This is a genomic window from Bradyrhizobium sp. CB1015, from assembly GCF_025200925.1.
Lineage (GTDB): Bacteria > Pseudomonadota > Alphaproteobacteria > Rhizobiales > Xanthobacteraceae > Bradyrhizobium.
In genome coordinates this window covers 7,570,161-7,590,094 of the sequence record NZ_CP104174.1, presented here as the reverse complement: position 1 = coordinate 7,590,094, position 19,934 = coordinate 7,570,161, and the positions used below count along the sequence as shown (strand labels likewise).

General features: G+C 63.3%; 20 protein-coding genes and 1 tRNA gene. 9 read left to right on the top strand and 12 right to left on the bottom strand.

The window, feature by feature from the left end:
- Nucleotides 1–49: 49 nt before the first annotated feature.
- From N2604_RS35500 to N2604_RS35490, 3 genes are all read right to left on the bottom strand, one after another.
- Nucleotides 50–286: a hypothetical protein gene (locus N2604_RS35500; protein ID WP_197959751.1), complete on the bottom strand. Its 237-nt coding sequence runs from the start codon at nt 284–286 to the stop codon at nt 50–52.
- A gap of 428 nt (nt 287–714) precedes the next feature.
- A complete protein-coding gene (locus N2604_RS35495) occupies nt 715–1,056 on the bottom strand; it encodes a hypothetical protein (protein ID WP_260372587.1) in 342 nt (113 codons plus the stop codon).
- Between the two features lie 17 nt (nt 1,057–1,073).
- Nucleotides 1,074–1,580, bottom strand: a complete 507-nt coding sequence (locus N2604_RS35490) for a hypothetical protein (protein WP_260372586.1) — start codon at nt 1,578–1,580, stop codon at nt 1,074–1,076.
- A gap of 198 nt (nt 1,581–1,778) precedes the next feature.
- Between N2604_RS35490 and N2604_RS35485 the strand changes: the two genes are divergently transcribed.
- On the top strand, nt 1,779–2,585 hold the full coding sequence (locus N2604_RS35485; protein ID WP_260372585.1) for a lytic murein transglycosylase: 807 nt from the start codon (nt 1,779–1,781) through the stop codon (nt 2,583–2,585).
- Nucleotides 2,586–2,760: 175 nt separating this feature from the next.
- On the opposite strand, the gene N2604_RS35480 is transcribed toward N2604_RS35485, so the two are convergent.
- Nucleotides 2,761–3,591: an SDR family oxidoreductase gene (locus tag N2604_RS35480; RefSeq protein ID WP_260372584.1), complete on the bottom strand. Its 831-nt coding sequence runs from the start codon at nt 3,589–3,591 to the stop codon at nt 2,761–2,763.
- Between the two features lie 120 nt (nt 3,592–3,711).
- Here N2604_RS35480 and N2604_RS35475 point away from each other — a divergent pair, with 120 nt between their 5' ends.
- The 4 genes from N2604_RS35475 (at nt 3,712) to N2604_RS35460 (ending at nt 7,554) form a co-directional block, all read left to right on the top strand.
- Nucleotides 3,712–4,086: a response regulator gene (locus N2604_RS35475; protein ID WP_260372583.1), complete on the top strand. Its 375-nt coding sequence runs from the start codon at nt 3,712–3,714 to the stop codon at nt 4,084–4,086.
- A gap of 245 nt (nt 4,087–4,331) precedes the next feature.
- Complete coding sequence (locus N2604_RS35470) at nt 4,332–4,943, top strand: LysE family translocator (RefSeq protein ID WP_260372582.1); 612 nt, start codon at nt 4,332–4,334, stop codon at nt 4,941–4,943.
- A gap of 747 nt (nt 4,944–5,690) precedes the next feature.
- Nucleotides 5,691–6,893: a GGDEF domain-containing protein gene (locus tag N2604_RS35465; RefSeq protein ID WP_260372581.1), complete on the top strand. Its 1,203-nt coding sequence runs from the start codon at nt 5,691–5,693 to the stop codon at nt 6,891–6,893.
- A 34-nt stretch (nt 6,894–6,927) separates the two neighbouring features.
- Nucleotides 6,928–7,554, top strand: a complete 627-nt coding sequence (locus tag N2604_RS35460) for an N-acetylmuramoyl-L-alanine amidase (RefSeq protein WP_260372580.1) — start codon at nt 6,928–6,930, stop codon at nt 7,552–7,554.
- 85 nt (nt 7,555–7,639) lie between these two features.
- Here the strand turns inward: N2604_RS35460 and N2604_RS35455 are convergent, their stop codons facing one another.
- The 4 genes from N2604_RS35455 to N2604_RS35440 all read right to left on the bottom strand — a co-directional run bounded on the left by N2604_RS35455 (nt 7,640) and on the right by N2604_RS35440 (nt 10,948).
- On the bottom strand, nt 7,640–8,032 hold the full coding sequence (locus N2604_RS35455; RefSeq protein ID WP_260372579.1) for a hypothetical protein: 393 nt from the start codon (nt 8,030–8,032) through the stop codon (nt 7,640–7,642).
- Nucleotides 8,033–8,298: 266 nt separating this feature from the next.
- A complete protein-coding gene (locus tag N2604_RS35450) occupies nt 8,299–8,637 on the bottom strand; it encodes a hypothetical protein (RefSeq protein ID WP_260372578.1) in 339 nt (112 codons plus the stop codon).
- Nucleotides 8,638–8,822: 185 nt separating this feature from the next.
- Nucleotides 8,823–9,722: an RNA polymerase sigma factor RpoH gene (rpoH, locus tag N2604_RS35445; protein ID WP_260372577.1), complete on the bottom strand. Its 900-nt coding sequence runs from the start codon at nt 9,720–9,722 to the stop codon at nt 8,823–8,825.
- Between the two features lie 218 nt (nt 9,723–9,940).
- Nucleotides 9,941–10,948 carry an RluA family pseudouridine synthase gene (locus N2604_RS35440; RefSeq protein WP_260372576.1) on the bottom strand — a complete coding sequence of 336 codons (1,008 nt, stop codon included), beginning with the start codon at nt 10,946–10,948 and terminating at the stop codon, nt 9,941–9,943.
- Here N2604_RS35440 and N2604_RS35435 point away from each other — a divergent pair.
- Together N2604_RS35435 and N2604_RS35430 are read left to right on the top strand one after the other, a co-directional pair.
- The gene (locus N2604_RS35435) at nt 10,947–11,291 is read left to right on the top strand and encodes a hypothetical protein (protein WP_260372575.1); all 345 of its coding nucleotides are present in this window, start codon (nt 10,947–10,949) and stop codon (nt 11,289–11,291) included. The genes N2604_RS35440 and N2604_RS35435 overlap by 2 nt on opposite strands.
- Before the next feature lie 57 nt (nt 11,292–11,348).
- Nucleotides 11,349–11,423, top strand: a tRNA-Glu gene (locus tag N2604_RS35430).
- A gap of 43 nt (nt 11,424–11,466) precedes the next feature.
- Here N2604_RS35430 and N2604_RS35425 read toward each other — a convergent pair.
- The gene (locus N2604_RS35425) at nt 11,467–12,186 is read right to left on the bottom strand and encodes a hypothetical protein (RefSeq protein ID WP_260372574.1); all 720 of its coding nucleotides are present in this window, start codon (nt 12,184–12,186) and stop codon (nt 11,467–11,469) included.
- Between the two features lie 577 nt (nt 12,187–12,763).
- Between N2604_RS35425 and N2604_RS35420 the strand changes: the two genes are divergently transcribed.
- Nucleotides 12,764–13,105, top strand: coding sequence for a hypothetical protein (locus N2604_RS35420; RefSeq protein WP_260372573.1), 342 nt, complete (start codon nt 12,764–12,766; stop codon nt 13,103–13,105).
- 90 nt (nt 13,106–13,195) lie between these two features.
- Here the strand turns inward: N2604_RS35420 and N2604_RS35415 are convergent, their stop codons facing one another.
- Both N2604_RS35415 and N2604_RS35410 read right to left on the bottom strand, forming a co-directional pair.
- Nucleotides 13,196–13,693 carry a GNAT family N-acetyltransferase gene (locus N2604_RS35415; RefSeq protein ID WP_260372572.1) on the bottom strand — a complete coding sequence of 166 codons (498 nt, stop codon included), beginning with the start codon at nt 13,691–13,693 and terminating at the stop codon, nt 13,196–13,198.
- 3 nt (nt 13,694–13,696) lie between these two features.
- Nucleotides 13,697–14,059: a DUF1778 domain-containing protein gene (locus tag N2604_RS35410; protein ID WP_260372571.1), complete on the bottom strand. Its 363-nt coding sequence runs from the start codon at nt 14,057–14,059 to the stop codon at nt 13,697–13,699.
- Between the two features lie 340 nt (nt 14,060–14,399).
- On the opposite strand from N2604_RS35410, the gene N2604_RS35405 reads away from it, so the two are divergent.
- Nucleotides 14,400–17,183, top strand: a complete 2,784-nt coding sequence (locus N2604_RS35405; RefSeq protein ID WP_260372570.1) for a UPF0182 family protein — start codon at nt 14,400–14,402, stop codon at nt 17,181–17,183.
- Nucleotides 17,184–17,356: 173 nt separating this feature from the next.
- On the opposite strand, the gene N2604_RS35400 is transcribed toward N2604_RS35405, so the two are convergent.
- Nucleotides 17,357–19,792 (bottom strand): molybdopterin-dependent oxidoreductase, encoded by a 2,436-nt coding sequence (locus tag N2604_RS35400; RefSeq protein WP_260372569.1) that lies wholly within the window; start codon nt 19,790–19,792, stop codon nt 17,357–17,359.
- Between the last annotated feature and the right edge of the window lie 142 nt (nt 19,793–19,934).

Here is a 19,934-nt window from a genome sequence, read left to right as displayed (position 1 = left end):
TTCCTGGATTGCTTCGCTGCGCTCGCAATGGCGTGGAGGAGCTGAGGGCCTACTTCTTCTTCGCCCCCACCCGCTCGATCCGCTTGATCTCCAGCGGCGGGCGGCCGCTCTTCTCCGCGATCTCGCGGTCCTGCTCCATGATGAACGCGCGCGCGGGTTCGTCGCCGTCGAGGCCGCCGAGGAGTTCGGCTGGCACGCGGCGATTGGAGCGTTGGGAATCGTCGGCATAGACGACGTTGAAGAAGGCGAATTCGCCTTTGGGGTTGGTTCCGGGTTTCTTGGCCATGGCGGCTTGTCCTCGATCAGGACGCCGCAGTCAAATGACTTTCGGGATCGTCGCCACGCCCTTCAATACATGCCCTTCAATAAACGGCGGGCCGAAGCCCGCCGTTTATCTTTTCAGCGTCGCCCGGGGCTGGCAGGGCGACAACCTAAAATAGAACGCTATAGAAGGCGCGCCGCGATGGCAAGGCAAATCGTGGTGGCGTCGATGTCGCAGCCAGCGCATCAGATATGCGCCGTGTGCGATGTGTGATGCAGTCGCGCATCGAAACAATTGTGTGGATTTCCAAATCAATTTGTTCATCTCACTCGCTCTCGCAATGCAGCGAGCGCGCGACGTTCTGTCCGAGAGTGCGTTCGTCTGCACGTCTTCCCGCGGACGTGCAAAGGGTGGCATCCCAGATCCAGCCGCAGGGTCGGATCGTCTGTCTTTCAACGCGCGCGCGGGTGCTGCGTCACCTCCTGCACGGCGAGGCGAGACCCATGTCCGCCGCCCTTGGCGCTATGCTCTTTCCGTCCCTGCACCATGATCGCGCTCCCCATCGCGGCCGAGCCGAACGTGATGAGGAAGGCGGCGAGCAGCAGCACAAGCGCAATACCGGGTGCGCGGTCGGCGAAGATCAGCTCGCGCAGATGCCCGGGATTGAGCCAGAGCAGGCCGCCGACCAAGAGCACGGCGGCGCAGGCGCCGATCGCGAGGTTGATGGCGAGCAGGCGGAACAGCGGGATGCGCAGGAGGGAGCGGCCGGATTGAGGCTGCTGGTGGTTGGGCATGGCGACACCCTTCACCGTCACGCCGCCGGCGCGGCGCGCGCGGCCTGCTGCCGTTCCATCATGGTCTGCCACAGCGTCGCGATGCTCTCTTGAGTCTGCGGCGCGATCAGGCAGTGACCCTCATTGTCGAAGCCGCAGAACCGCACGGAAGCGTCCTTCTTCACCGCGGTCAGCGCCTGGTTGATCATTTCGAGGCACGTCATGACCTCGCCGATCTCCTGCAGGCGGGTGTGATGCAGAATGTCCATCAGGCGGAACGTCATCACCGCGGGGCGGCCGAAGCTGATGCCGGGGCGGCCGAGCTCGAACAGCACGTTCACGGCAGGAAGCACGCCGCGGATGTGCTCGAGCACGCCGGCCATGTCCTCCACGCTGCAGGCGACGAGGTGGGGGACTTGCGGCGGCACGGCCGCCGGCGTCCGCGGCGCAAGGCCGAGCGCGGCGATCACCTCCTGCTCGATCCATTGCCGCACCAAGGCGGGCGCATTGCGGATCTGCTCGGCGGTCAAGGTAATTCCGGTCATGTGCGGTTCTCCTGCTCGGCTCAGTCTAGAAAGCACGGTGTGAGACGGTTTGATGCGGATCAAGCCTTGTGCTTCAAGGCGTTGCCTTCAATCCTTGCTCTTCAAGCCTTGCGCTTTGACGGTTGCGGCGTTCCCGGGCATGATCCTCAGCGCTGCTTCGCACTGGGATTCTTGAGGATTCTTGGGGGATTGCTCCACATGCTGAGACTGCTTCTCGCTGCCGCCTTGGTCGTGTCTCTGGCCGGCGGATCGGCGCAGGCCGCCCGCTGCGGCGGCGACTTCAACAGCTTCATCGCCAGCATGGCGCAGGAGGCGCAGGCCGCGGGCGTCTCAGCAAGCGTGACCAATGCGGCGCTCAGCGGCGTGACGCCTGATGGGGCCGTGCTCGCCTTCGACCGGCGCCAGCGTTACACCTTCAACAAGAGCTTCGAGCAGTACGTCTCGACCCGCGTCGGCCCCGGCCGCATCAATGGCGGCCGCGCGCTGCTGCAGCGCCATGCCGCGCTGCTGTCGCGTATCGAGCAGCAATTCGGCGTGCCACGCTATATCCTGGTCGCGATCTGGGGCCTCGAGAGCGATTTCGGCAAGGGCGACACCGGCAAGCTGCCGGTGATCCGCACGCTGGCGACGCTCGCGCATGATTGCCGCCGCACCGATCTGTTCCAGGGCGAGCTGCTCGCCGCGCTCAAGGTCGTGCAGCGCGGCGACCTGCCGCTGCGCGATCTCATCGGCGCCTATGCCGGCGAGATCGGCCAGACCCAGTTCCTGCCGTCGTCCTACATCAAGTACGGCGTCGATTTCGACGGCGACGGCCATGTCGACCTCCGCCACAGCATCCCCGACGTGCTCGCCTCGACCGCAAACCTCTTGAAAACGAGCGGCTTCAAGATGGGCCAGCCCTATGGCGAGGGCACGCCGAACTTCGAGGCGATGCGCGAGTGGAACAGGGCGGTGGTCTATCGCAAGACGATCGGGTATTTCGCCGATCGGCTGATGGGGCAGTGACTTCACCCTCCCCTGGAGGGGGAGGGTCGATCGCGCGAAGCGCGAGCGGGGTGGGGTGATCTCTCCACTCGGGCAGTATCGGATGTGGAGAGACTGTCACCCCACCCCGTCTCACATTTCGCTGCGCTCAATGTGAGCCGACCCTCCCCCTCCAGGGGAGGGTGAAGCGCCACGCCTACGTCCCCTTCGCCATCTTCTCCAGCCGCCGCTGCAGCGGCGCCCAATAGGTTCCCGGGCGGAAGCGCTGCAGCAGGTCCATGAAGCGGGCGTCGTTGCCGATCAGGATGCGCGGCTCGTTCCGCTCGATGCCCCTGATGATGCGCAGTGCCGCGTCCTTCGGCGAGGTCTTCGCCGCATTCTCGAACCGCTCGATCGATTGCGCGCGGCGGGCATTGTCGGTGACGCCGACGCCGGTGCGCGCGTTGCGCGCAATCGCGGTGGCGACGCCGCCGGGATGCACGACCGACAGCTTCACCGGGCTGCCGGCGACGCTGAGCTCGTGCCGCACGCTCTCCGAGAAGCCGCGCACCGCGAATTTCGCCGCGGCATAAGCCGATTGGCCCGGCGGGGCGATGATGCCGAAGATCGAGGAGAGGTTGACGATGTGCCCCTCGTCCCTCGTCTTCAGATGCGGCAGGAAGGCGCGCGTGCCGTGCACCACGCCCCAGAAATTGATGTCGAACAACCAGTCCATCTGGGCCTGGTCGATCTCCTCGAACGAGCCCATCAGCGCGACGCCGGCATTGTTGACGACGATGCCGAGGGCGGGATGCGCGGCGATGGCTTCGCCTGCGAACTGCGCGATGTTCCCGGCCTCGCCGACGTCGACGCGATGCAGGCTGACCTTGCGCGTTGTTCCGATCTCCGCCGCGAGCGCCTTCAATCCGCCCTCGTCGCGATCGGCCAGCGCAAGGTCGCAGCCGCGCTGCGCGAGCTCGATCGCCAGCGCCCGGCCGATGCCGCTCGCAGCTCCCGTGATGGCGGCGGCGCCCCGAATCGTCGTCATGAGTTCCCCCTTCAAGTGCCCGATGATGGAACTATGAATTACTTTTTTTGAAATGAAACCGAACCCACGTCCGCCTGGGTTTTTAACATGCGTTATGAGGGCATGCATTGGGAGCCGCCGATGGGACAAGCGACGCCATTACGCGCGACAGCGCTGATCGTTGAAGACGACGCCATGCAGCGGGAGATGCTTTGCGTCCTGCTGGAGGAGAGCGGCTACCAGGTCATCCAGTGCGAGAGCGCCGAGGCCGCCGAGCGCGTCCTCGACAACAGCGCCGGTGCGCTCTGCCTGATGTTGACCGACGTGCAGCTTGCCGGCCGCATGGACGGCGTCGAGCTCGCGCATGTCGCCAAGCACCGCAATCCCAAGCTCGACGTCGTCGTCACCTCTGGCCGCCCCTTGAAGCAGGCCTTGCCCGACGGTGCCAAGTTCTGGGCCAAGCCCTGGGCGCCGCTCGACGTGCTGCGCGAGGCCGAGATCGCTCAGCTGTCCTGACGGCATAGGTTTCGCCTCGTTGCGAACCAAACTGCTATCAACTCCGTCATCCTGAGGTGCGCGCGCTGCGACGCGATAGTGTCGTAGCGCAAGCCTCGAAGGATGCACGGCCGAGATGCAGCCGGGCCGTCGCCCTTCGAGGGCCGCCGAAGAAGCGGCCACCTCCAGCGACAACGGCTTCGCCGTTGCGCGGGGGGTGAACGGATCGGCTTCCCCGCCTTGATCCGGGGTGATAGCGTCGGTCCATGACCTGGTCCTTCCTGCTCACCTCGCTCATCGTCGTCGCTTCCCCCGGCACCGGCGTGCTCTACACGCTGGCCGCGGCGCTGACCCGCGGTTCGCGCGCCAGCGTGGCGGCCGCCTTCGGCTGCACGCTCGGCATCGTGCCGCACATGGCGGCGGCGATGCTCGGCCTTGCCGCCGTGCTTCACACCAGCGCGCTCGCCTTCGCCGCGCTGAAATGGTGCGGCGTCGCCTATCTGCTCTACATGTCCTGGCAGGCGCTGCGCGAGACCGGGGCGCTGGCGGTTGGCGGCGAGATCACGGAGCGATCGAGCAGCCGCGTCATCGTCACCGGCTTCCTGATCAACATCCTCAATCCGAAGCTGTCGATCTTCTTTCTCGCCTTCCTGCCGCAGTTCATCGCGGCGGACGAGGCCCATGTGCTGGCGCGCGTGCTGCAATTGAGCGGGGCCTTCATGGCGATGACGTTCGCGGTGTTCGTCCTCTACGGCTTCTCCGCCGCCGCGGTGCGCGAGCGTGTCATCTCCCGCCCGGCCGTCATGGCCTGGCTGCGCCGCAGCTTTGCCGCCGGCTTCGCCGCGCTCGGCGCCAAGCTGGCGTTGTCAGAGCGGTAGATTTTCCTTCACCTCTCGAGAGGTCTCGTCACGCCCGGGCTTGTCCCGCCTGCGCGGCCGAAGCCGCTTCGGCGAGGCGAAGGCCCGGGCATCCACGTTCTTCGGACTGTGCGGCAAGGCGTGGATGGCCGGGACAAGCCCGGCCATGACGCTGTCAGAGCGGGTGCGCCTCGAACATTCGCGCAATAAAAAAGCGGGCCTTGCGCCCGCCACCTTCGATCGACCCGACGCCCGGGCGGAGCTGAGTCCACCCGGGCAAAGAAACAGAAGCCTCGTTACTTCTTCTTCGCCTTCTTGGCCTTTTTCGCCTTCTTCTTCGCCGCCTTCTTCGCTTTCTTAGCCATAGTATCCTCTCAAGGGTTAATGGTGGAACGCGACACGAGGGTGCTCGGCGGAGGGCCAGCCTCGCAACATCCTCGACGACAAACTCAGCAGATTCGGAGCCGGCTGCCCCGCGTCGTCACATCCGTGTCATCCTGTTATCCACAGCTCAGATGCATTTTCGGGTGATTTTTGGTCGCGAATCCGCTTCGCGCGCCAGCGCGGCCATCGGCGGCGACAGGCTTAACGATCCGACAATGGCGCGTGGCGTTCATGAATCCAAAACCAAGCATGCGTTTTCGCAAGCCGCAGTGAGACTCCATTAAGCGCAACCGTCGCATCGTCCTCCGCAAGAAGACGGGGATGGGTCATGGACGGACGGCTGCCGGGAAGGGGGAGCGGGACGCTGCGCGTGCTGTACGCGCCATGCTGAACGTACCGACATTGTGGACGGTCTTCGTCGTCAACTTCCTGGCGCTCGGCGTGATCTGGGCCTACGTGACGCGCTCCTACCCGAATTTCGCGGCTGCGCGGTTCTGGATGGCATCGGCCTTCGTTGGTTCGGGTGGAGCGGTGATAGCCCTGATCGGCCTTTCGGCCATGTCTCCTGTGCCGCTTCTGATCGCCGGTGCCGGCATCATCGGGGCGAGCTGCTTTGCCGCAATGGGCATCGAACGCTTCTATGATCGGCCAGTGTCCTGGCGGTTCATGGTCGCGACGGGGGTCTTGAGCCTCAGCGGAGTCGTTCTGTTCAAGTTCGGCTTCGATCACATGCCGTTGCGGATGCTCTGCTACACGCTCGGACAGTCCTTGCCGCTGTTGTGCTCGCTGGACTTGCTGCTGTCTCCGCCGGAAGGGCGAGCCAGCCCGGGCGCCCGGCTGTCCGGCATCGTCATCATCGCCATGCTCGCGACATTCTGCGTGCGCGTCGTGGGCAACCTGCTCGACTACGATTTCTCGGCCGTGGCCGGCGGCCAGAACCATGCCATCATGGTGCTCGGGCTGCTGTTCCTGTCGATGACGCTCAACTTCGGTTTCCTGCTGATGGCGATCGATCGCTTGCGCAACGAAGTCGCAGACCTCGCGCTGCTCGACGATCTCACCGGCGTCGCCAACCGGCGGCACCTGCTGCAGCGTCTGACCGAGGAATGCGCCCGTTCGGGGCGCAGCGGTGTGCCGTTCTCGCTGCTGGTGATCGATCTCGACGGCTTCAAGACCATCAACGACACCCATGGCCATGCCGCCGGCGATGCCTGCCTCAAGCACTTCACCCTGATGGCGCAGACGCGCCTGCGGCCCGGCGACATGCTCGCCCGCACCGGCGGCGACGAGTTCTGCGTCGTGCTGCCGTCCTCGTCCCTGTGCGAGGCTGCCACGATCGCCCGCCGCGTGCTCGAGGTCTGCCGTCAGGATGCAGCCAGCTGCAGCGGCCGCGACATTCCGATCGCGATCTCGATCGGGGTTGCGGAGTGGGATCGCGGCATCGGCGAATTCCCCGACCGGCTGATGGCCAACGCCGACCACGCCCTTTATGCCGCCAAGAAGAGCGGCAAGAACGATTTTGCGGTCTATGACCCCGCCCCGCCGCTTTCACCCGAGGTTGTCGGGACGGTGAGGACATTCGCGTAAAGCCTGTTAGGCTCAACGTCGCATTGGACCCTCCATGATGATGTTTCGCCTGCTCGCGGCCGTCCTGGCTGCTCTCCTTCCGATCGTCCCCGCCGCTGCTGCGGATGCCGAGCTCGCCAGGCTCGCGCGCGCTTCCGGCACGCCCGAGATTCCCGGCCTGAACATCGTCTGGCTGGCGCCGTGGGGCGACGTCCGCAACGCAAGACCCTGGCGCAACATCATCGTGCACCAGACCGAGGGACCTGCGGGCTCGGCGCGCGGCGGCGCGCAGGCACAGGCGAAGAACCCGACACGGCGCGGCGTCACGGTCTGGGTCGAGACCGACGGCACGGTCTATTGGGCGGTCGCCGAGAACCTCGTGCCGACCCACGGCGACGGCGCCAACCGCAACGACAACAAGTACATCGACAACCGATCGACCTATCGCCAGGTCGTGCGCGACAATTCGATCGGCGTCGAGTTCGCCGGCAATTATCCCGACGTGACGGCGGGGCCGACCGAAGCTCAGGTCGTGGCGTGGAAGATCCTCGTCAAGGTGCTGCGCGCGCGCTACGACATCCCGCCTGATCGCGTCTATGCGCACAACTGGATCGACTACAAGGACGCGCGCTATTGCGAAGGCTGCATCCTCGCGACGCTGGCGCGGGAATGGGGGGAGTAGGCGGAGTCCAGCCACGAAGGCGCGTCCGGCAACCAGCGGCCGAAACCGCCGGCCGAACGGCCAATGCTTGGCGAGCCGTTCCCATTCAAGGAAATGCCTTGGGAAGGTCGGCCGAAGGCTTGGCGACGATCTGATGCGCATCGCGCCAGATCACTTCACGCTGGTGCGACGTCGTGATCGTACGCACCGGCAGGCCGCCTTCCTCGAGCAGCCACGCGCAGTAGCGCGCGCGGCTGACCGCCTCGCGGGCCCCGGGATCGAACCAGCAAATGCCCCAGATCGAATCGCGCCGCTTGAAGTGCCGCGCGATCCGCCCGGGGATCGGCAGATGCCGCGCGAACCAGTCGAACTGATCTGCCATCTCGTGCCGAATCCAGTCGGGGCAGTTGGTCCGGTCGAGGTACCAGGACGCACGAAAGAAGCCGCTCTCCACGCGGCTGTGCGGGTGGATGAGCGGTGTAACGAACCGCAAATACATGACGACACGGCGCGACGCCGTGTTGCGTCACGCCCCTCGGAACCGGAGTGAATAATTGGAAGAACAGCCGCGAAGCGGCGCTCAGCTCATGACCTGCCGCGGCCGAGCCGTGGGCGGGCGGCGGTCGGAAGGTTTCGATCTCAACTTCATGCCGCCTCCCTTTGAAAGCGTGAACAAAGCGGCGCGCGATTGCGCCGGGGCGCAGCACTTACACGAGCTAGCGTCCCGCGACAAGTGCGATCGAGCGAGGCGCATCGACCGTAATCTCACTCCGGTTGTGCCATCCAGCTGAACAGCCTCTGCATCAAACCCGGACGCCGCCGCTTCGGCGGTCGATCCGCCGCCAGAACGCGTTTGAAGAAATAGTCCAGGAACACCATGTCGTTCGGTGCTGTGACGCTGAATTTCTCGTCGCCGAAGAACACGCTGTAATCGTAGAAGAACGGCCCGAGAAACGGCACTGTCGCGGTCGATGCATAGTCCTTGGAGATCACGAATTCGGACGGCTCGAGCCCGTGCTCGCGCATCGCCTGCTCGACCGGCGGCAGCTTGCGCATGAACTGCTCGGAGAAGCCGCCGACGGTGGATTGCAGGATGATCGACACGGCGCGTGTCCGTTCTCTGGATGTGGCCGACAAGAGTTTGTCGGGCGATCCGCTGCTGGCGTTCAAGATGCCCTGCCAGCATCTCCGCAACAGATGCCCTAGCTCACACCCAAACAAAAAGCCGGCGTTGCCGCCGGCTTTCTGTCTCTTTCGATCCGCCAATCTCTGGCGCTGAACCGCCGCGCTTAGTGCGCGGCTTCCAGCGCGGCTTGTTCCTGCCTTGCGATCGTGCCCTTGACCGCGGACTGCACCTTCTCGAAGGCGCGGACCTCGATCTGGCGGACGCGCTCGCGCGACACGCCGAACTCGGCAGCAAGGTCTTCCAGCGTCATCGGCTCATCGGCGAGGCGGCGCGCCTCGAAGATGCGGCGTTCGCGCGGGTTGAGCACGCCCATGGCGCCGTTCAGCGCGTCACGGCGGTGATCATATTCCTCGTGCTCCGCCATCATGGCTTCCTGGTTGGGCGTGTTGTCGACCAGCCAGTCCTGCCATTCGCCGGCTTCGCCGTCGTCGCGGATCGGTGCGTTGAGCGACGCGTCGCCGCCAAGGCGGCGGTTCATGTCGATCACGTCCTGATCGGTGACGCCGAGGCGCTTGGCGATCATCTTGACCTGGTCGGGGCGGAGATCGCCTTCGTCCAGCGCGTTGATCTTGCTCTTCGCCTTGCGCAGGTTGAAGAACAGCTTCTTCTGGTTCGCGGTGGTGCCCATCTTCACGAGCGACCACGAACGCAGGATGTACTCTTGAATCGACGCCTTGATCCACCACATGGCGTAGGTGGCGAGACGGAAGCCCTTTTCGGGTTCGAAACGCTTCACCGCCTGCATCAGGCCGACATTGCCTTCCGAGACGACCTCGGAGATCGGCAGGCCGTAGCCGCGATAGCCCATGGCGATCTTGGCCACGAGGCGGAGATGGCTGGTGACGAGTTGGTGCGCCGCGTCGCGATCGTCATGCTCGCGCCAACGCTTGGCGAGCATGTACTCCTCCTGCGGTTCCAGCATCGGGAACTTGCGGATCTCGGCGAGGTAGCGAGAAAGGCCGGATTCTCCATTGAGGACCGGCAAAGCAGCGGTACGGGCCATAGTGCGCCCTCCAAAAGGTTCAGGCCCCCGATAGCGGCGGGCCAGGCAGACGACCGCTGTGTTAAAGCCGGCCGTAGCTGCGATGTTCCGCGTTGGTGATTTCAACGCAGGCGCAATATACCCCATGGGGGGGCAAAAAGGGAAGGATTGCTGACGTCACGTCCCCGTGTGGCAGCTATAACTTTTTGTAATGTAAAGGCTTTCTGAAGCGGCCTGCGTCATAGCGCCGCTTTTAGCATCCGTTCGAGGAGAAGCAAATCCTCCGGCAAAGGCGCCTCCCAGTGCAGAAGTTCTCCCGTTCTCGGGTGCTCCAATACCAGCAGGTAAGCATGTAAGGCCTGCCGCCCCAGCGCCGCCAAAGCTGCCTGCGACTCGAGGCCGAGCTGGTTGGCCTTGGTCTTGAAATGCGGGCCATAGACGGCATCGCCCATCAGCGGATGGCCGATATGGGCGAGATGGACGCGGATCTGGTGGGTGCGGCCGGTCTCGAGCTCGCAGGCGAGCAGGGCGGCGACGCCCTTGCCGTCGCGTCCGTCAAAGCTCTCCAGGATTTCCCAATGCGTCACCGCCTCGCGGCCACCCTGGCGCACGGCCATCTTCTCGCGCGCATGCGGATGCCGATCGATCGGCGCATCGACCGTGCCGCGATGGCGGTTCGGCACGCCCCAGGCAAACGCCATGTAGCCGCGCCGCATCGCGCCCGTGCGGCCGTGGTCGGCGAACTGGGACGACAGCGAGGCATGGGCGAGATCGTTCTTGGCAATGACCATCAGCCCCGTCGTGTCCTTGTCCAGCCGGTGCACGATGCCCGGCCGGCGCACCCCGCCGATGCCCGACAGCGAGGCGCCGCAATGGGCGATCAGCGCGTTCACCAAGGTACCGGTCTCGTGGCCGGCCGCGGGGTGCACCACCAGCCCCTTGGGCTTGTTGAGGACGACGATGTCGTCGTCCTCGAACACGATGTCGAGGGCGATCTCCTCCCCCTTGGGCTCGGCGGGCGCCGCTTCCGGCACGTCGATTATGATCGTATCGCCGGATGCGACGTGATAAGCGGGGTCGCGGACCGCGGCGGCCTTCAGCTGCACTGCGCCTGCCAGGATCAAGGCCTTCAGCCTCGACCGCGACAGCTCCGGCAAGCGCGCCGCCAGCACGCGGTCGAGCCGGGCCGAGCCCTCGTCGCCGGCGACGACAACCTCCAACCTTTGCGCTGACCCAGAGCTTTCCATGACGACGTCTGATACCGCTGTTCCCGAACCGACCCCCGAGCAGGCCGCGCTGTTCGCGCGGGTGCGGCGGATGATGCTGATCGCGGGGTTGACCACGGCGCTGGCGATCTGCGCCGTGCTGATCGCGGTGGGCTACCGCCTTTTCAAGTCCGAGGGAAGGGCGGCCGAAGCCGCCGGGGATGTCACCGCCACCCTGCCCAAGGGCGCCAGAATCGTCTCGACCGGGGTTGCGGGCGACCGGCTCGTAGTCACGCTCGATCTCGGCGGGGTCATCGAGATCCGCACCTTCGACGCCCACACCCTGAGGCCGGCCGGCCGGCTGAAATTCGCCAATGAGCCGTAAAAGGCCCCTCGGGGTCCTTGCGGCGGACAAATTTCGAGGCTATTGGCTAGCCCTCACGCTCCCTTCGTCTAGCGGTTAGGACGCGGCCCTCTCAAGGCTGAAACAGGGGTTCGATTCCCCTAGGGAGCGCCATGCCTGCCGAGTGTGCCGATTTCTGCGTTTCCGCAACGTGAGGTCAAGCCTCGTCGGCAAGATCGAGATAGGCCACGCGATCCATGACGCCGTCCGCGAGCGCCAGGTTGTAGACGGCTTCGGCGAAGCGCCTGTCGTCTGCTACGCGGCTCAGCTTGCCGTTGGCGAGGCGCTGCGGCAGCCGCATGCAAACTTCCTTGAGCATTTCGATTTCGAACGGGACCATGACGCCGGCTGTCATCGAGAACGCCTCCGGGGTAAGGAGTCTTGTGGCGATGAGTTCTCCATCGTGCATCGAACTTTCAATCCCCACGTCGAGCAACCATACTTTCGAGTTGCGGAGAATGTCGGTGGCGATCAGGCCCACCGCGTCGTGACGCTGCTCGATCAAGAGTATCGCGAACTGCGACCGACGCATTGCGTCTAGCATCAACCCTTCGTCGGACTGCGCCTCGAACATGGCCGACTTCGCGTAGCGATCAATCGCCCGCGAACGATCCGCCGGTGCGGTGTAAATGGCAAGATCGTAGAGGTAGTAAATCTCGTCCATGTCTTCGAGGAGCAACCTCTTTCCCTGTGCCAATCCGAGCCTGCGTGCGTGATTCAGCAAGGCATCGTCGGATACACACTTGAGAACTTCCTCATGAACTTTCTTGGAGATTTCCCGAAGGTGCAGGTAGCGGGCGAGGATGTCTTCAGGCGTCGAAGGCACGTCGCCGCCCCAGGCAAAGATCGACTGCTGTTGGGCGAGGGGAAGCGCCATGAAACTCTCCCGAGCTGGGTCGCCAGCTTTCATCATCGTTAGCGACGCGCATTGATTCGCAAAACCGCAATGTCCATTATCAACAGTATGTCGGCTGCAATCCGAGCAGTCTGTTCAGGCTGACGGGCCGCATCTGGACCTGGAAAGGGTTGGAATCCCGCGAAATTGATCCGCTCCGCCGAGACTGGCGGGTCGGGTTCGGCGTCGATCGGATAGGTGTGCCGAGAGTTACAAATGAGCCGGAAGAATCGGGTTCCACTTGGCGATCGCATCGCCATAGCAGCCGAAAGGGTGCTGGCGGCACGGCACTTTGTGAGCGCTATCGACATCCTCGTCGTGGCTTGATCCCGGAGCAGTCGAGCGCTGGCAGCGCGGACAGGTCGGCTGCCTGGAGGAAGTTGTCCAAATCGACCCGCCGCGCATCCTGGAAGCCATGCGGCTATTCCAGTCCTGGGCAACCGCGACAGGACTGATCGCAAGCCCCACAGCCTATGTTGATCGTACGCCGCAACGCCGGGCGCTGTGCTTCAGTCGAAGCGGAGATCCGGGGATCGAGGCGGCATACCGGACACACTGGGTGTCGCCGCAACTTTCCGAGGCGAAGCGCGAACGCCTGGCGGAGAAGGCAAGCCGCGCCCCGGAACTGGTGGTCATCCAGCCATTGAACACGGAGTGGACATGCCATCGCTGCGGCGCCACTGGTGGTCTCCTGATGATGGAGCCTCCCGGCCCGGCGTGTCTGCGCTGCGTTGGCCTCCATGATCTCGAATTTCTGCCGGCAGGCGACGCCCTGCTTACGCGGCGTGTGAAGGCGAACAGTTCCCGATATGCCGTCGTCGTACGCTTCAGCAGAAGTCGCCGCCGTTACGAACGACAAGGCCTGCTGGTCGAGCCGCGGGCCCTCGCGGATGCGCGGTGATCGGACCTCGATGAGTGCCTTTGTCGAACACCATTGGAATCTCGCAGTTTCGTTCTGGTGGCGCGAGGTTCTTGCTGCCTTAGCTCAGCCTCAGCCAAGCGATGCCGCAATATCGGCGATCGATCTGAAGAGGATAAGTGGATCGTCTTTTGAGGGAAGGAAACCGCGTCGGGCCCAGAACTCGGCAGCTTCAACGTCAACCGCGTTGACAATCAGAGCACGACCGCCGATGAGGCTCGCGGCCGTGGCACACCGTTGCAATGCATGCTTGAGCAGGCCGGTGCCAATTCCCTTGCCGATCCAATTCTGATCGGTCGCAAGCTGCCCCAGAAGCAAACAAGGGACAGGGGCGGGCGGCTGACCGGTCCGGATGGACCGTGGCAGGCGTGGCGGAACGATTGCCGTTGGCGCGAGACCATAATAACCGACCACGCGCCCGGCTTCGTGGACGACGAGAACGGCCGTAAAGCCCTTTTCCTGGTTGGAGAGCGCGCGCGTCTTAAGCCACCGATCGAGAGATGGCTTGCCGCAGGAGAACTCGTCTAGAATATGAGCCGGCGTCAGCGGTTCGGGGCCGGAGATTGCCAAGTCTCAGCCTCTCTTGTCCGAGCCACCTTTTTGCTTTGACGCGTTTTCTTCACGCGAACCGGTACCCACTGCGCTCGAAAACGCTTTGCTCTCCCATGGTGCCGCGCGTTGGAAGAGTTCAATCATTTCCGGTACGGGGGTGGCGGGACCGGACAGTGCTGCCATGAAAGCTTTGAATCCGGCCGGACTCATTCGAATGGGTGCCGTCTCCATCAGCACCTCCTCGGCCGCACGTACTGCCGCGTCACGCACGAAGTCTGTGCGTGAGCGGCCGCGCAGAGCCGCTGCCCGGTCGATGATGGCAATGTCGGTTTCCGGCAGCCGCATCGAAAGCGGATGCTCCTTGCGCTCAACAGCTCGGGGCATGACGAACCTCCATACGAGCAATATAGAATGCGTAGCGCTTTTTGCAATACGGAGGAGGAAAATGGAGAGTTATATCACAATTTCAATCACATAAGAGTTCGCGGTTTTATTCTGGTGGAGCGCCAAATCCGCGCTCTGCCACCTCGTTGTACGATACGGCTTCGCAGCCGCAGCACTATCTCCGGCGATGGCTGACTGATTGCGTCGGCAGCATCGCTGAGCTTTCCGCTTTGTGTTGTTCCGCGTGCGCCGGGGTTTCGCCCATATGCGTCCCTCGCCGTGGGTGCAATGCCGGCCCGAATCAAGCGGCGGACGTCCGTCATTTCCGCTATGATCAGGCATGACGATCCGGATTGCCGGACCCCAACGCAAGGCACCACGGCTAAGTGGCGTGGTCGGGCTGACCGTTGTGGCTGTCGTCATTACGATTTGCCTGATCCTGCTCGAGCTCGCGAGCGATTTCCTGGTCGACTGGCTATGGTTTTCGTCGCTCGGCTATCTGCAGGTCTTCTGGATGACGATCGGCGCCAAAGCCGCAGTCTTTGTCGCGATCTGGACAGCAACTGCTCTCGTACTTTGGGTGAACGGGTGGCTCGCGCTGCGTGTTGCCGGCAAGCGGTCGACACAGCTTGCGGCGGCTGCGGTGTGGCAGGCCGCGGGCAGCGCGCCGGCGGATCCGCTGGCACAGTGGCGCGATCGCTTGCCGTGGCGCTCGATTATCGCAGGCGGGGTTGTCCTGCTCGCCCTTCTCGTTGCAGCGGCCGAACTGGGCAACTGGGGCACCATCCTGCGGTTTCTCTATCAGGTGCCATATGGCTCTGACGAGCCGCTCTACGGCAAGGATATCGGCTTCTATCTGTTCTCGTTGCCCGCCTATATCCTGATCAAGAACTGGATGATGCTCACGCTCGCTCTGAGTGCGCTTGTCGCCGGAACGATCTACTGGGCTCACGGCGATATCGAATACGACTCGCAACACCGTTCGATGTCGCCGACAGCGATTGGCCACGGCTCGGCGCTGCTCGGTCTTTTCTTCGCGGTGAAGGCTTGGTCCTACAGTCTCGATCGCTATCTGCTGCTCTACGGCGACAACGGCGTGGTCGTCGGCGCAAGCTACACCGATGTCCATGTGGGGCTGCCGGCCCTGTGGCTGATGATCGGACTTTCGATCGTTGCGGCTCTCGCCACGTGGGCGAACTTGCGGACGCGCAGCTACCGGCTTCCTGTCGCCGCGTTCCTGCTCGTCGTCATCGGCACTTTCGTGCTGTCCGGCGTAGTCCCCATTCTGGTCTGGCAATTCTTCGTCAAACCAAGCGAGTTGGATCTGGAGAAGCCCTACATCGAGCGCAACATTGCGCTCACCCGGCAGGCCTACAATCTGGACAAGATCGCAGCCAGGCCCTTTGCGGCCGAACAGAAGCTTACCGCCAAAACGCTCGACGCCAACAAGGCGACAATCGATAATATCAGGCTGTGGGACTGGCTGCCTCTGTCGGACACCTACGCGCAGCTGCAAGAGATCCGCACTTACTACAAATTCCATGATCTAGACGTCGATCGCTACTGGCTCGACGGCTCCTACCAAAGTGTGATGCTCTCGGCACGCGAACTGCGGCCCTCCCTGCTGCCGCCGAACGCCCAGACATGGGTCAACCGCCACGTGCTGTTTACTCATGGCAATGGTGCGGTGATGAGCCCGGTCACGCGCAAGAGCACTGAAGGACTGCCGCTCCTCTATTTGCGGGATATCCCGCCCGTTGCGGATGGAGGCCCCAAAATCCACGAGCCGCGCATCTACTACAGCGAACAGAGCAACAACTACGTCATCGTCAAGGGGAGCACAGCTGAGTTCGACTATCCGAAGGGAAAAGACAATGTCTACGCGGCTTATGACGGCACGGGTGGCATTCCGATAGGAGCGGCGGTGTGGAGAGGCCTGTTTGCCTACTATTTCAATGACCCGAACCTGCTGCTGTCAAGCTACATCACCACCGACAGTCGGATCATGATCCGCCGCAATATCGGGGAAAGGGTGCAAACGATCGCTCCGTTCCTCAGGCTCGATCACGATCCTTATCTGGTCATCAGCAATGGGCGGATGTTCTGGATTCAGGACGCCTACACGGTGAGTTCCTATTTCCCCTCTTCGCAGCCAGCGCAGGATTTCGATCTCAATTACATTCGCAATTCAGTGAAGGTCATCATCGATGCCTACAATGGGACCGTCGATTTTTACCTCATTGACACCGGCGACCCGGTCGCGGCGACTTATCAGCGTATCTTTCCGAGCTTGTTCAAGTCGTTCGAGGCGATGCCTCCGGACTTGCAGAGGCACATTCGATATCCGGAGGACCTGTTCCTGATCCAGGCGCGGCTCTATCAGACCTACCATATGGAGGCCGCCGACGTTTTCTATAACCGCGAGGATCTGTGGCAATTCCCGCGCCAGCCAGGCGGCGGCGGCATTGCAACGATGGCCCCGTACTACATCGTCATGCGGCTGCCCGGAGAGCCGCAGGCCGAGTTCTTCCTCATGCTTCCCATGGTGCCCAGCCGCCGCGACAATATGATCGCGTGGCTCGCCGCGCGTTGTGACGCGCCCGATTACGGCAAGCTGATCGTCTACGAATTTCCCAAGGAGAAGCTCGTCTACGGGCCGTTCCAGATCGAGGCGCGGATCAACCAGAGTACCGAGATATCGCAGCAAATCACGCTGTGGAATCAGATGGGTTCGCGGGTGATACGCGGCGCGAACTTGCTTGTGATCCCGATCGAGAACTCGATCCTATATGTATCGCCGCTCTATTTGCGAGCGGAGCACGGACACCTGCCAGAGCTAAAGCGTGTGATCGCAGCCTATGGTGAACACGTGGTGATGAAGGAGACGCTCGACGAGGCCTTGTCCGCGTTGTTCATCGAGCCTGGCGGGGCGCGGCCGGTCTCGAGCACAAATGGGGAAATGCCTGCTACAGGCCCGTCCACAGGTCAGGCAAGGGAGGCGCTCGATCGCTACAATCAGGCCGTTGAACGATTGCGCTCCGGCGATTGGAAAGGCTTTGGCACACAGTTCGACGCAATGCGCGGGCTCTTGGAGGAAATGAACCGACGTCCCGTCGGCCAGTAGTGCCCCCCATCACGAACGCGGCGCCACGATGGGGCTCTGCTCAAGATCATATCGCGATTTCAATGACACAAGAGCTCGCAGTTTTGTTCTCAGTGGAGCGCCAAGCCACGATATTCCGCGCTGTTCTACGACATTGTCCCAGTTACACGGGCGTCGGCCTCGCTCGCGTCGGCCTAAGGCTCTTCTGCACGAGATTCCCGCACCGGCCCGACTTCGCAAAGGTTGGATCGATGGGAAGGCGTGCCGCTGACGGGGTCGCGAACGCTGGCGTCGACGGTCAGGTTGAAGTTCGTGCCATCAGGACCGAACGGATCGCAAGCGCCAACGCCCAGTTCATCGCAACCTTGCCACCACCCATGCTCGCCCACGACGACGCGCGGATCGAGCGCTTCACTGAAGCGCGCACGGGCGCGCATTCCGCCGGCGGGAGTGCGCACATCAACCCAATCTCCATTCCTGATGCCGCGTGCCGAGGCCGTCGCAGGATTCAGCTCGATCTCCGGATCCAATGCGCGCTTGCGCAGGCCCGGCAGCGCACGATGCTGGGTCTGACAAAAAAGACTGGGTTTCGCGCACGTCAGGATCAAAGGGAAAGACGCGGCCAGGTCGGGGCGGGCGGTCGGGCTCACGGGTGGTTCGACAAAATCCGGCATGGCCGAATAGCCGTGATCAATGAAGGTTTCCGACCAGAATTCGACTTTCCGCGACGGCGTCGGGAAGCCGCGCGGGTTTCCCTTGTCATCGCGCGCGGCGTACTTGGTGTGCTGCGTCGTCAGCGGTTTCCGCAATCCGGCTGGTTGCGCTCGAAGCTCATCCAGGGTGATGCCGCTCGGACCAAGTTGCTGCCGATAAGCGGCATCGACATCGCCGTTCCAGAAATGCTCGCCAAGACCGAGACGTGTGGCAAGGCCGAGGACGATGTCGGTATCGGACCGTGCCTCGCCGGGCGGCGCGACGATGGCCTGTCTGAGTTGAACGTGCGATTGCGCCTCCGCGCTGATCTCGAATCCGATCTTGAGAGCTTCGCGTTCGAAGCAGGACGCGACAGGCAGCACCACATCCGCAAGCGCCGCCGTCGGAGTCATGAACAGATCGGCATGGGCATAGAAATCGAGCGCGGCCAGCGCAGCGCGTCCACCAGCGGGATCGCCGTGAGCGAGCAGCAGATTTGCGCCAAACCCGACGAGTCCGCGGACTGGATATGGCGTGTCTTCCAGAACGGCTCGGTAAAAGTCCCGCGGAGAGACATAGTTCCAGCGCGCAGGTCCGAGCGGTCGTTCGGCGACCCCGATTGCGGGAGCAAGCCGCCTTGCCGCAGGCAAGTTCTCTCCACTGATCGACCCGGCCGGCACTGCAGGGAACAGCACATTGCCACCGGCCGCATCGAAACTGCCGGTAAGAGCATAGAGCATGGCCATCGCCCGCGCCGTCTCCGTGCTGTTGGCGTGATGCTCGTGCCCGCTCCAGGCATAATATGAGACGGGCCGGGCGTGCCAGATCGTGCGGGCAGCTTCCTCCAACTGGCCAGGAGGAATCCAACATGTCGCTTCAATCATTTCGGGCGAATACTTGCTGCACAGCGCTGCGTAGCGGTCGAAGACGGGCCGGCAGGAAATCGGACCGTCTCCGGTTGCGACAGTGTATTCTCCGCGCAAGGCAAGATGGTCAGCGGATGCCTCGTAGCAGCCGGTCACCGGATCATAGCTGACGGCGCGGCTGGATTCGGAATCCCAGGCGACAAATTGTCCCGATCCGCTGCCGGAAAGGAGGTCTTCCGTCCTGAGCAACCGGTCGGTATCGGAGCGCACCAGAAGGGGGCCGTTGCTCCACCTCCGGACGAACGCCTCGTCGTGCCATCCGCGTTCGATCATGATGTTGGCCAGACCCAGTGCGAGCGCGCCGTCGGTTCCGGGGCGCACCCGCAGCCAGACATCGGCCTTGTTGGCAAGCCCGGCTTTGCGCGGATCGATCACGATCAACTTCATTCCGCGTTTCAGGCCGGCGACCGTCGCGGTCGCATGCGTAATGCGCGTAAACGATGGATTGTAGCCCCACAGGATAAGGCAGCCCGATTCGGCAATGTTGGCCATCGCCCCGCCAGCACTTCCGGTCGCAACACTGCCGACGCCGAAGACGTAGCGTGTCGCATAGCCGCGTCCCCAGCCGCACAGCTCGAGCGCCGACACATGGTTCGGCGTACCGAATGCATTCATGAGTCTGACAATGAACGCAGCGGAATCCGCAATTGCGGTCGTCGAAGGCGATGATTGACTGAACGCTACCGCTTCAGGTCCATGCCGCTCGGCGATGCGCCGCATGGCGGTTGCGATCTGATCGAGTGCTGCATCCCATGATATTTCCTCCCATCCGGGATCGGCGTCGCCTTTCGGCCGTGTTCGACGCAGCGGTCGCTTCAGCCTTTCCTTGTGATAGACCAGTTCGGGAGCCGCTCGGCCCTTGGCACAAATTGCCGCCCCGGTGGGGTGGGTCGGATCGGGGTCCAGACGCGTGAATTTGCCATCCGTTACCGTCGCGACGGTACCGCAGCGGGCGATGCACAGACTGCAGTACCCTTGCACCTGACGTACGTTCGGCATCTCTGCTGACATGCACAAACTCCCTCGCGGCACCGCGTGCGGCCGCTCATGGCCGCGGTATCGCGTCGATCGAGTATCAAGCTGCCGTCATCAGACTATCTGCGCAAGCTGTCTTTTGAGTGCAACAATTTGCGGCGCCACGATAGGGCTCTGC

Bases quoted from the DNA above. Each gene is read 5' to 3' on its own strand.
- N2604_RS35460 (WP_260372580.1), top strand. From the start codon at position 6,928: ATGATGATGTTTCGCCTGCTCGCGGCCGTCCTGGCTGCTCTCCTTCCG.
- N2604_RS35405 (WP_260372570.1), top strand. From the start codon at position 14,400: ATGACGATCCGGATTGCCGGACCCCAACGCAAGGCACCACGGCTAAGT.
- N2604_RS35500 (WP_197959751.1), bottom strand. From the start codon at position 286: ATGGCCAAGAAACCCGGAACCAACCCCAAAGGCGAATTCGCCTTCTTC.
- N2604_RS35475 (WP_260372583.1), top strand. From the start codon at position 3,712: ATGGGACAAGCGACGCCATTACGCGCGACAGCGCTGATCGTTGAAGAC.
- N2604_RS35440 (WP_260372576.1), bottom strand. From the start codon at position 10,948: ATGGAAAGCTCTGGGTCAGCGCAAAGGTTGGAGGTTGTCGTCGCCGGC.
- N2604_RS35485 (WP_260372585.1), top strand. From the start codon at position 1,779: ATGCTGAGACTGCTTCTCGCTGCCGCCTTGGTCGTGTCTCTGGCCGGC.
- N2604_RS35495 (WP_260372587.1), bottom strand. From the start codon at position 1,056: ATGCCCAACCACCAGCAGCCTCAATCCGGCCGCTCCCTCCTGCGCATC.
- N2604_RS35455 (WP_260372579.1), bottom strand. From the start codon at position 8,032: ATGTATTTGCGGTTCGTTACACCGCTCATCCACCCGCACAGCCGCGTG.
- N2604_RS35490 (WP_260372586.1), bottom strand. From the start codon at position 1,580: ATGACCGGAATTACCTTGACCGCCGAGCAGATCCGCAATGCGCCCGCC.
- rpoH (WP_260372577.1), bottom strand. From the start codon at position 9,722: ATGGCCCGTACCGCTGCTTTGCCGGTCCTCAATGGAGAATCCGGCCTT.
- N2604_RS35470 (WP_260372582.1), top strand. From the start codon at position 4,332: ATGACCTGGTCCTTCCTGCTCACCTCGCTCATCGTCGTCGCTTCCCCC.
- N2604_RS35435 (WP_260372575.1), top strand. From the start codon at position 10,947: ATGACGACGTCTGATACCGCTGTTCCCGAACCGACCCCCGAGCAGGCC.
- N2604_RS35425 (WP_260372574.1), bottom strand. From the start codon at position 12,186: ATGGCGCTTCCCCTCGCCCAACAGCAGTCGATCTTTGCCTGGGGCGGC.
- N2604_RS35480 (WP_260372584.1), bottom strand. From the start codon at position 3,591: ATGACGACGATTCGGGGCGCCGCCGCCATCACGGGAGCTGCGAGCGGC.
- N2604_RS35465 (WP_260372581.1), top strand. From the start codon at position 5,691: ATGCTGAACGTACCGACATTGTGGACGGTCTTCGTCGTCAACTTCCTG.
- N2604_RS35400 (WP_260372569.1), bottom strand. From the start codon at position 19,792: ATGTCAGCAGAGATGCCGAACGTACGTCAGGTGCAAGGGTACTGCAGT.
- N2604_RS35410 (WP_260372571.1), bottom strand. From the start codon at position 14,059: ATGCCCCGAGCTGTTGAGCGCAAGGAGCATCCGCTTTCGATGCGGCTG.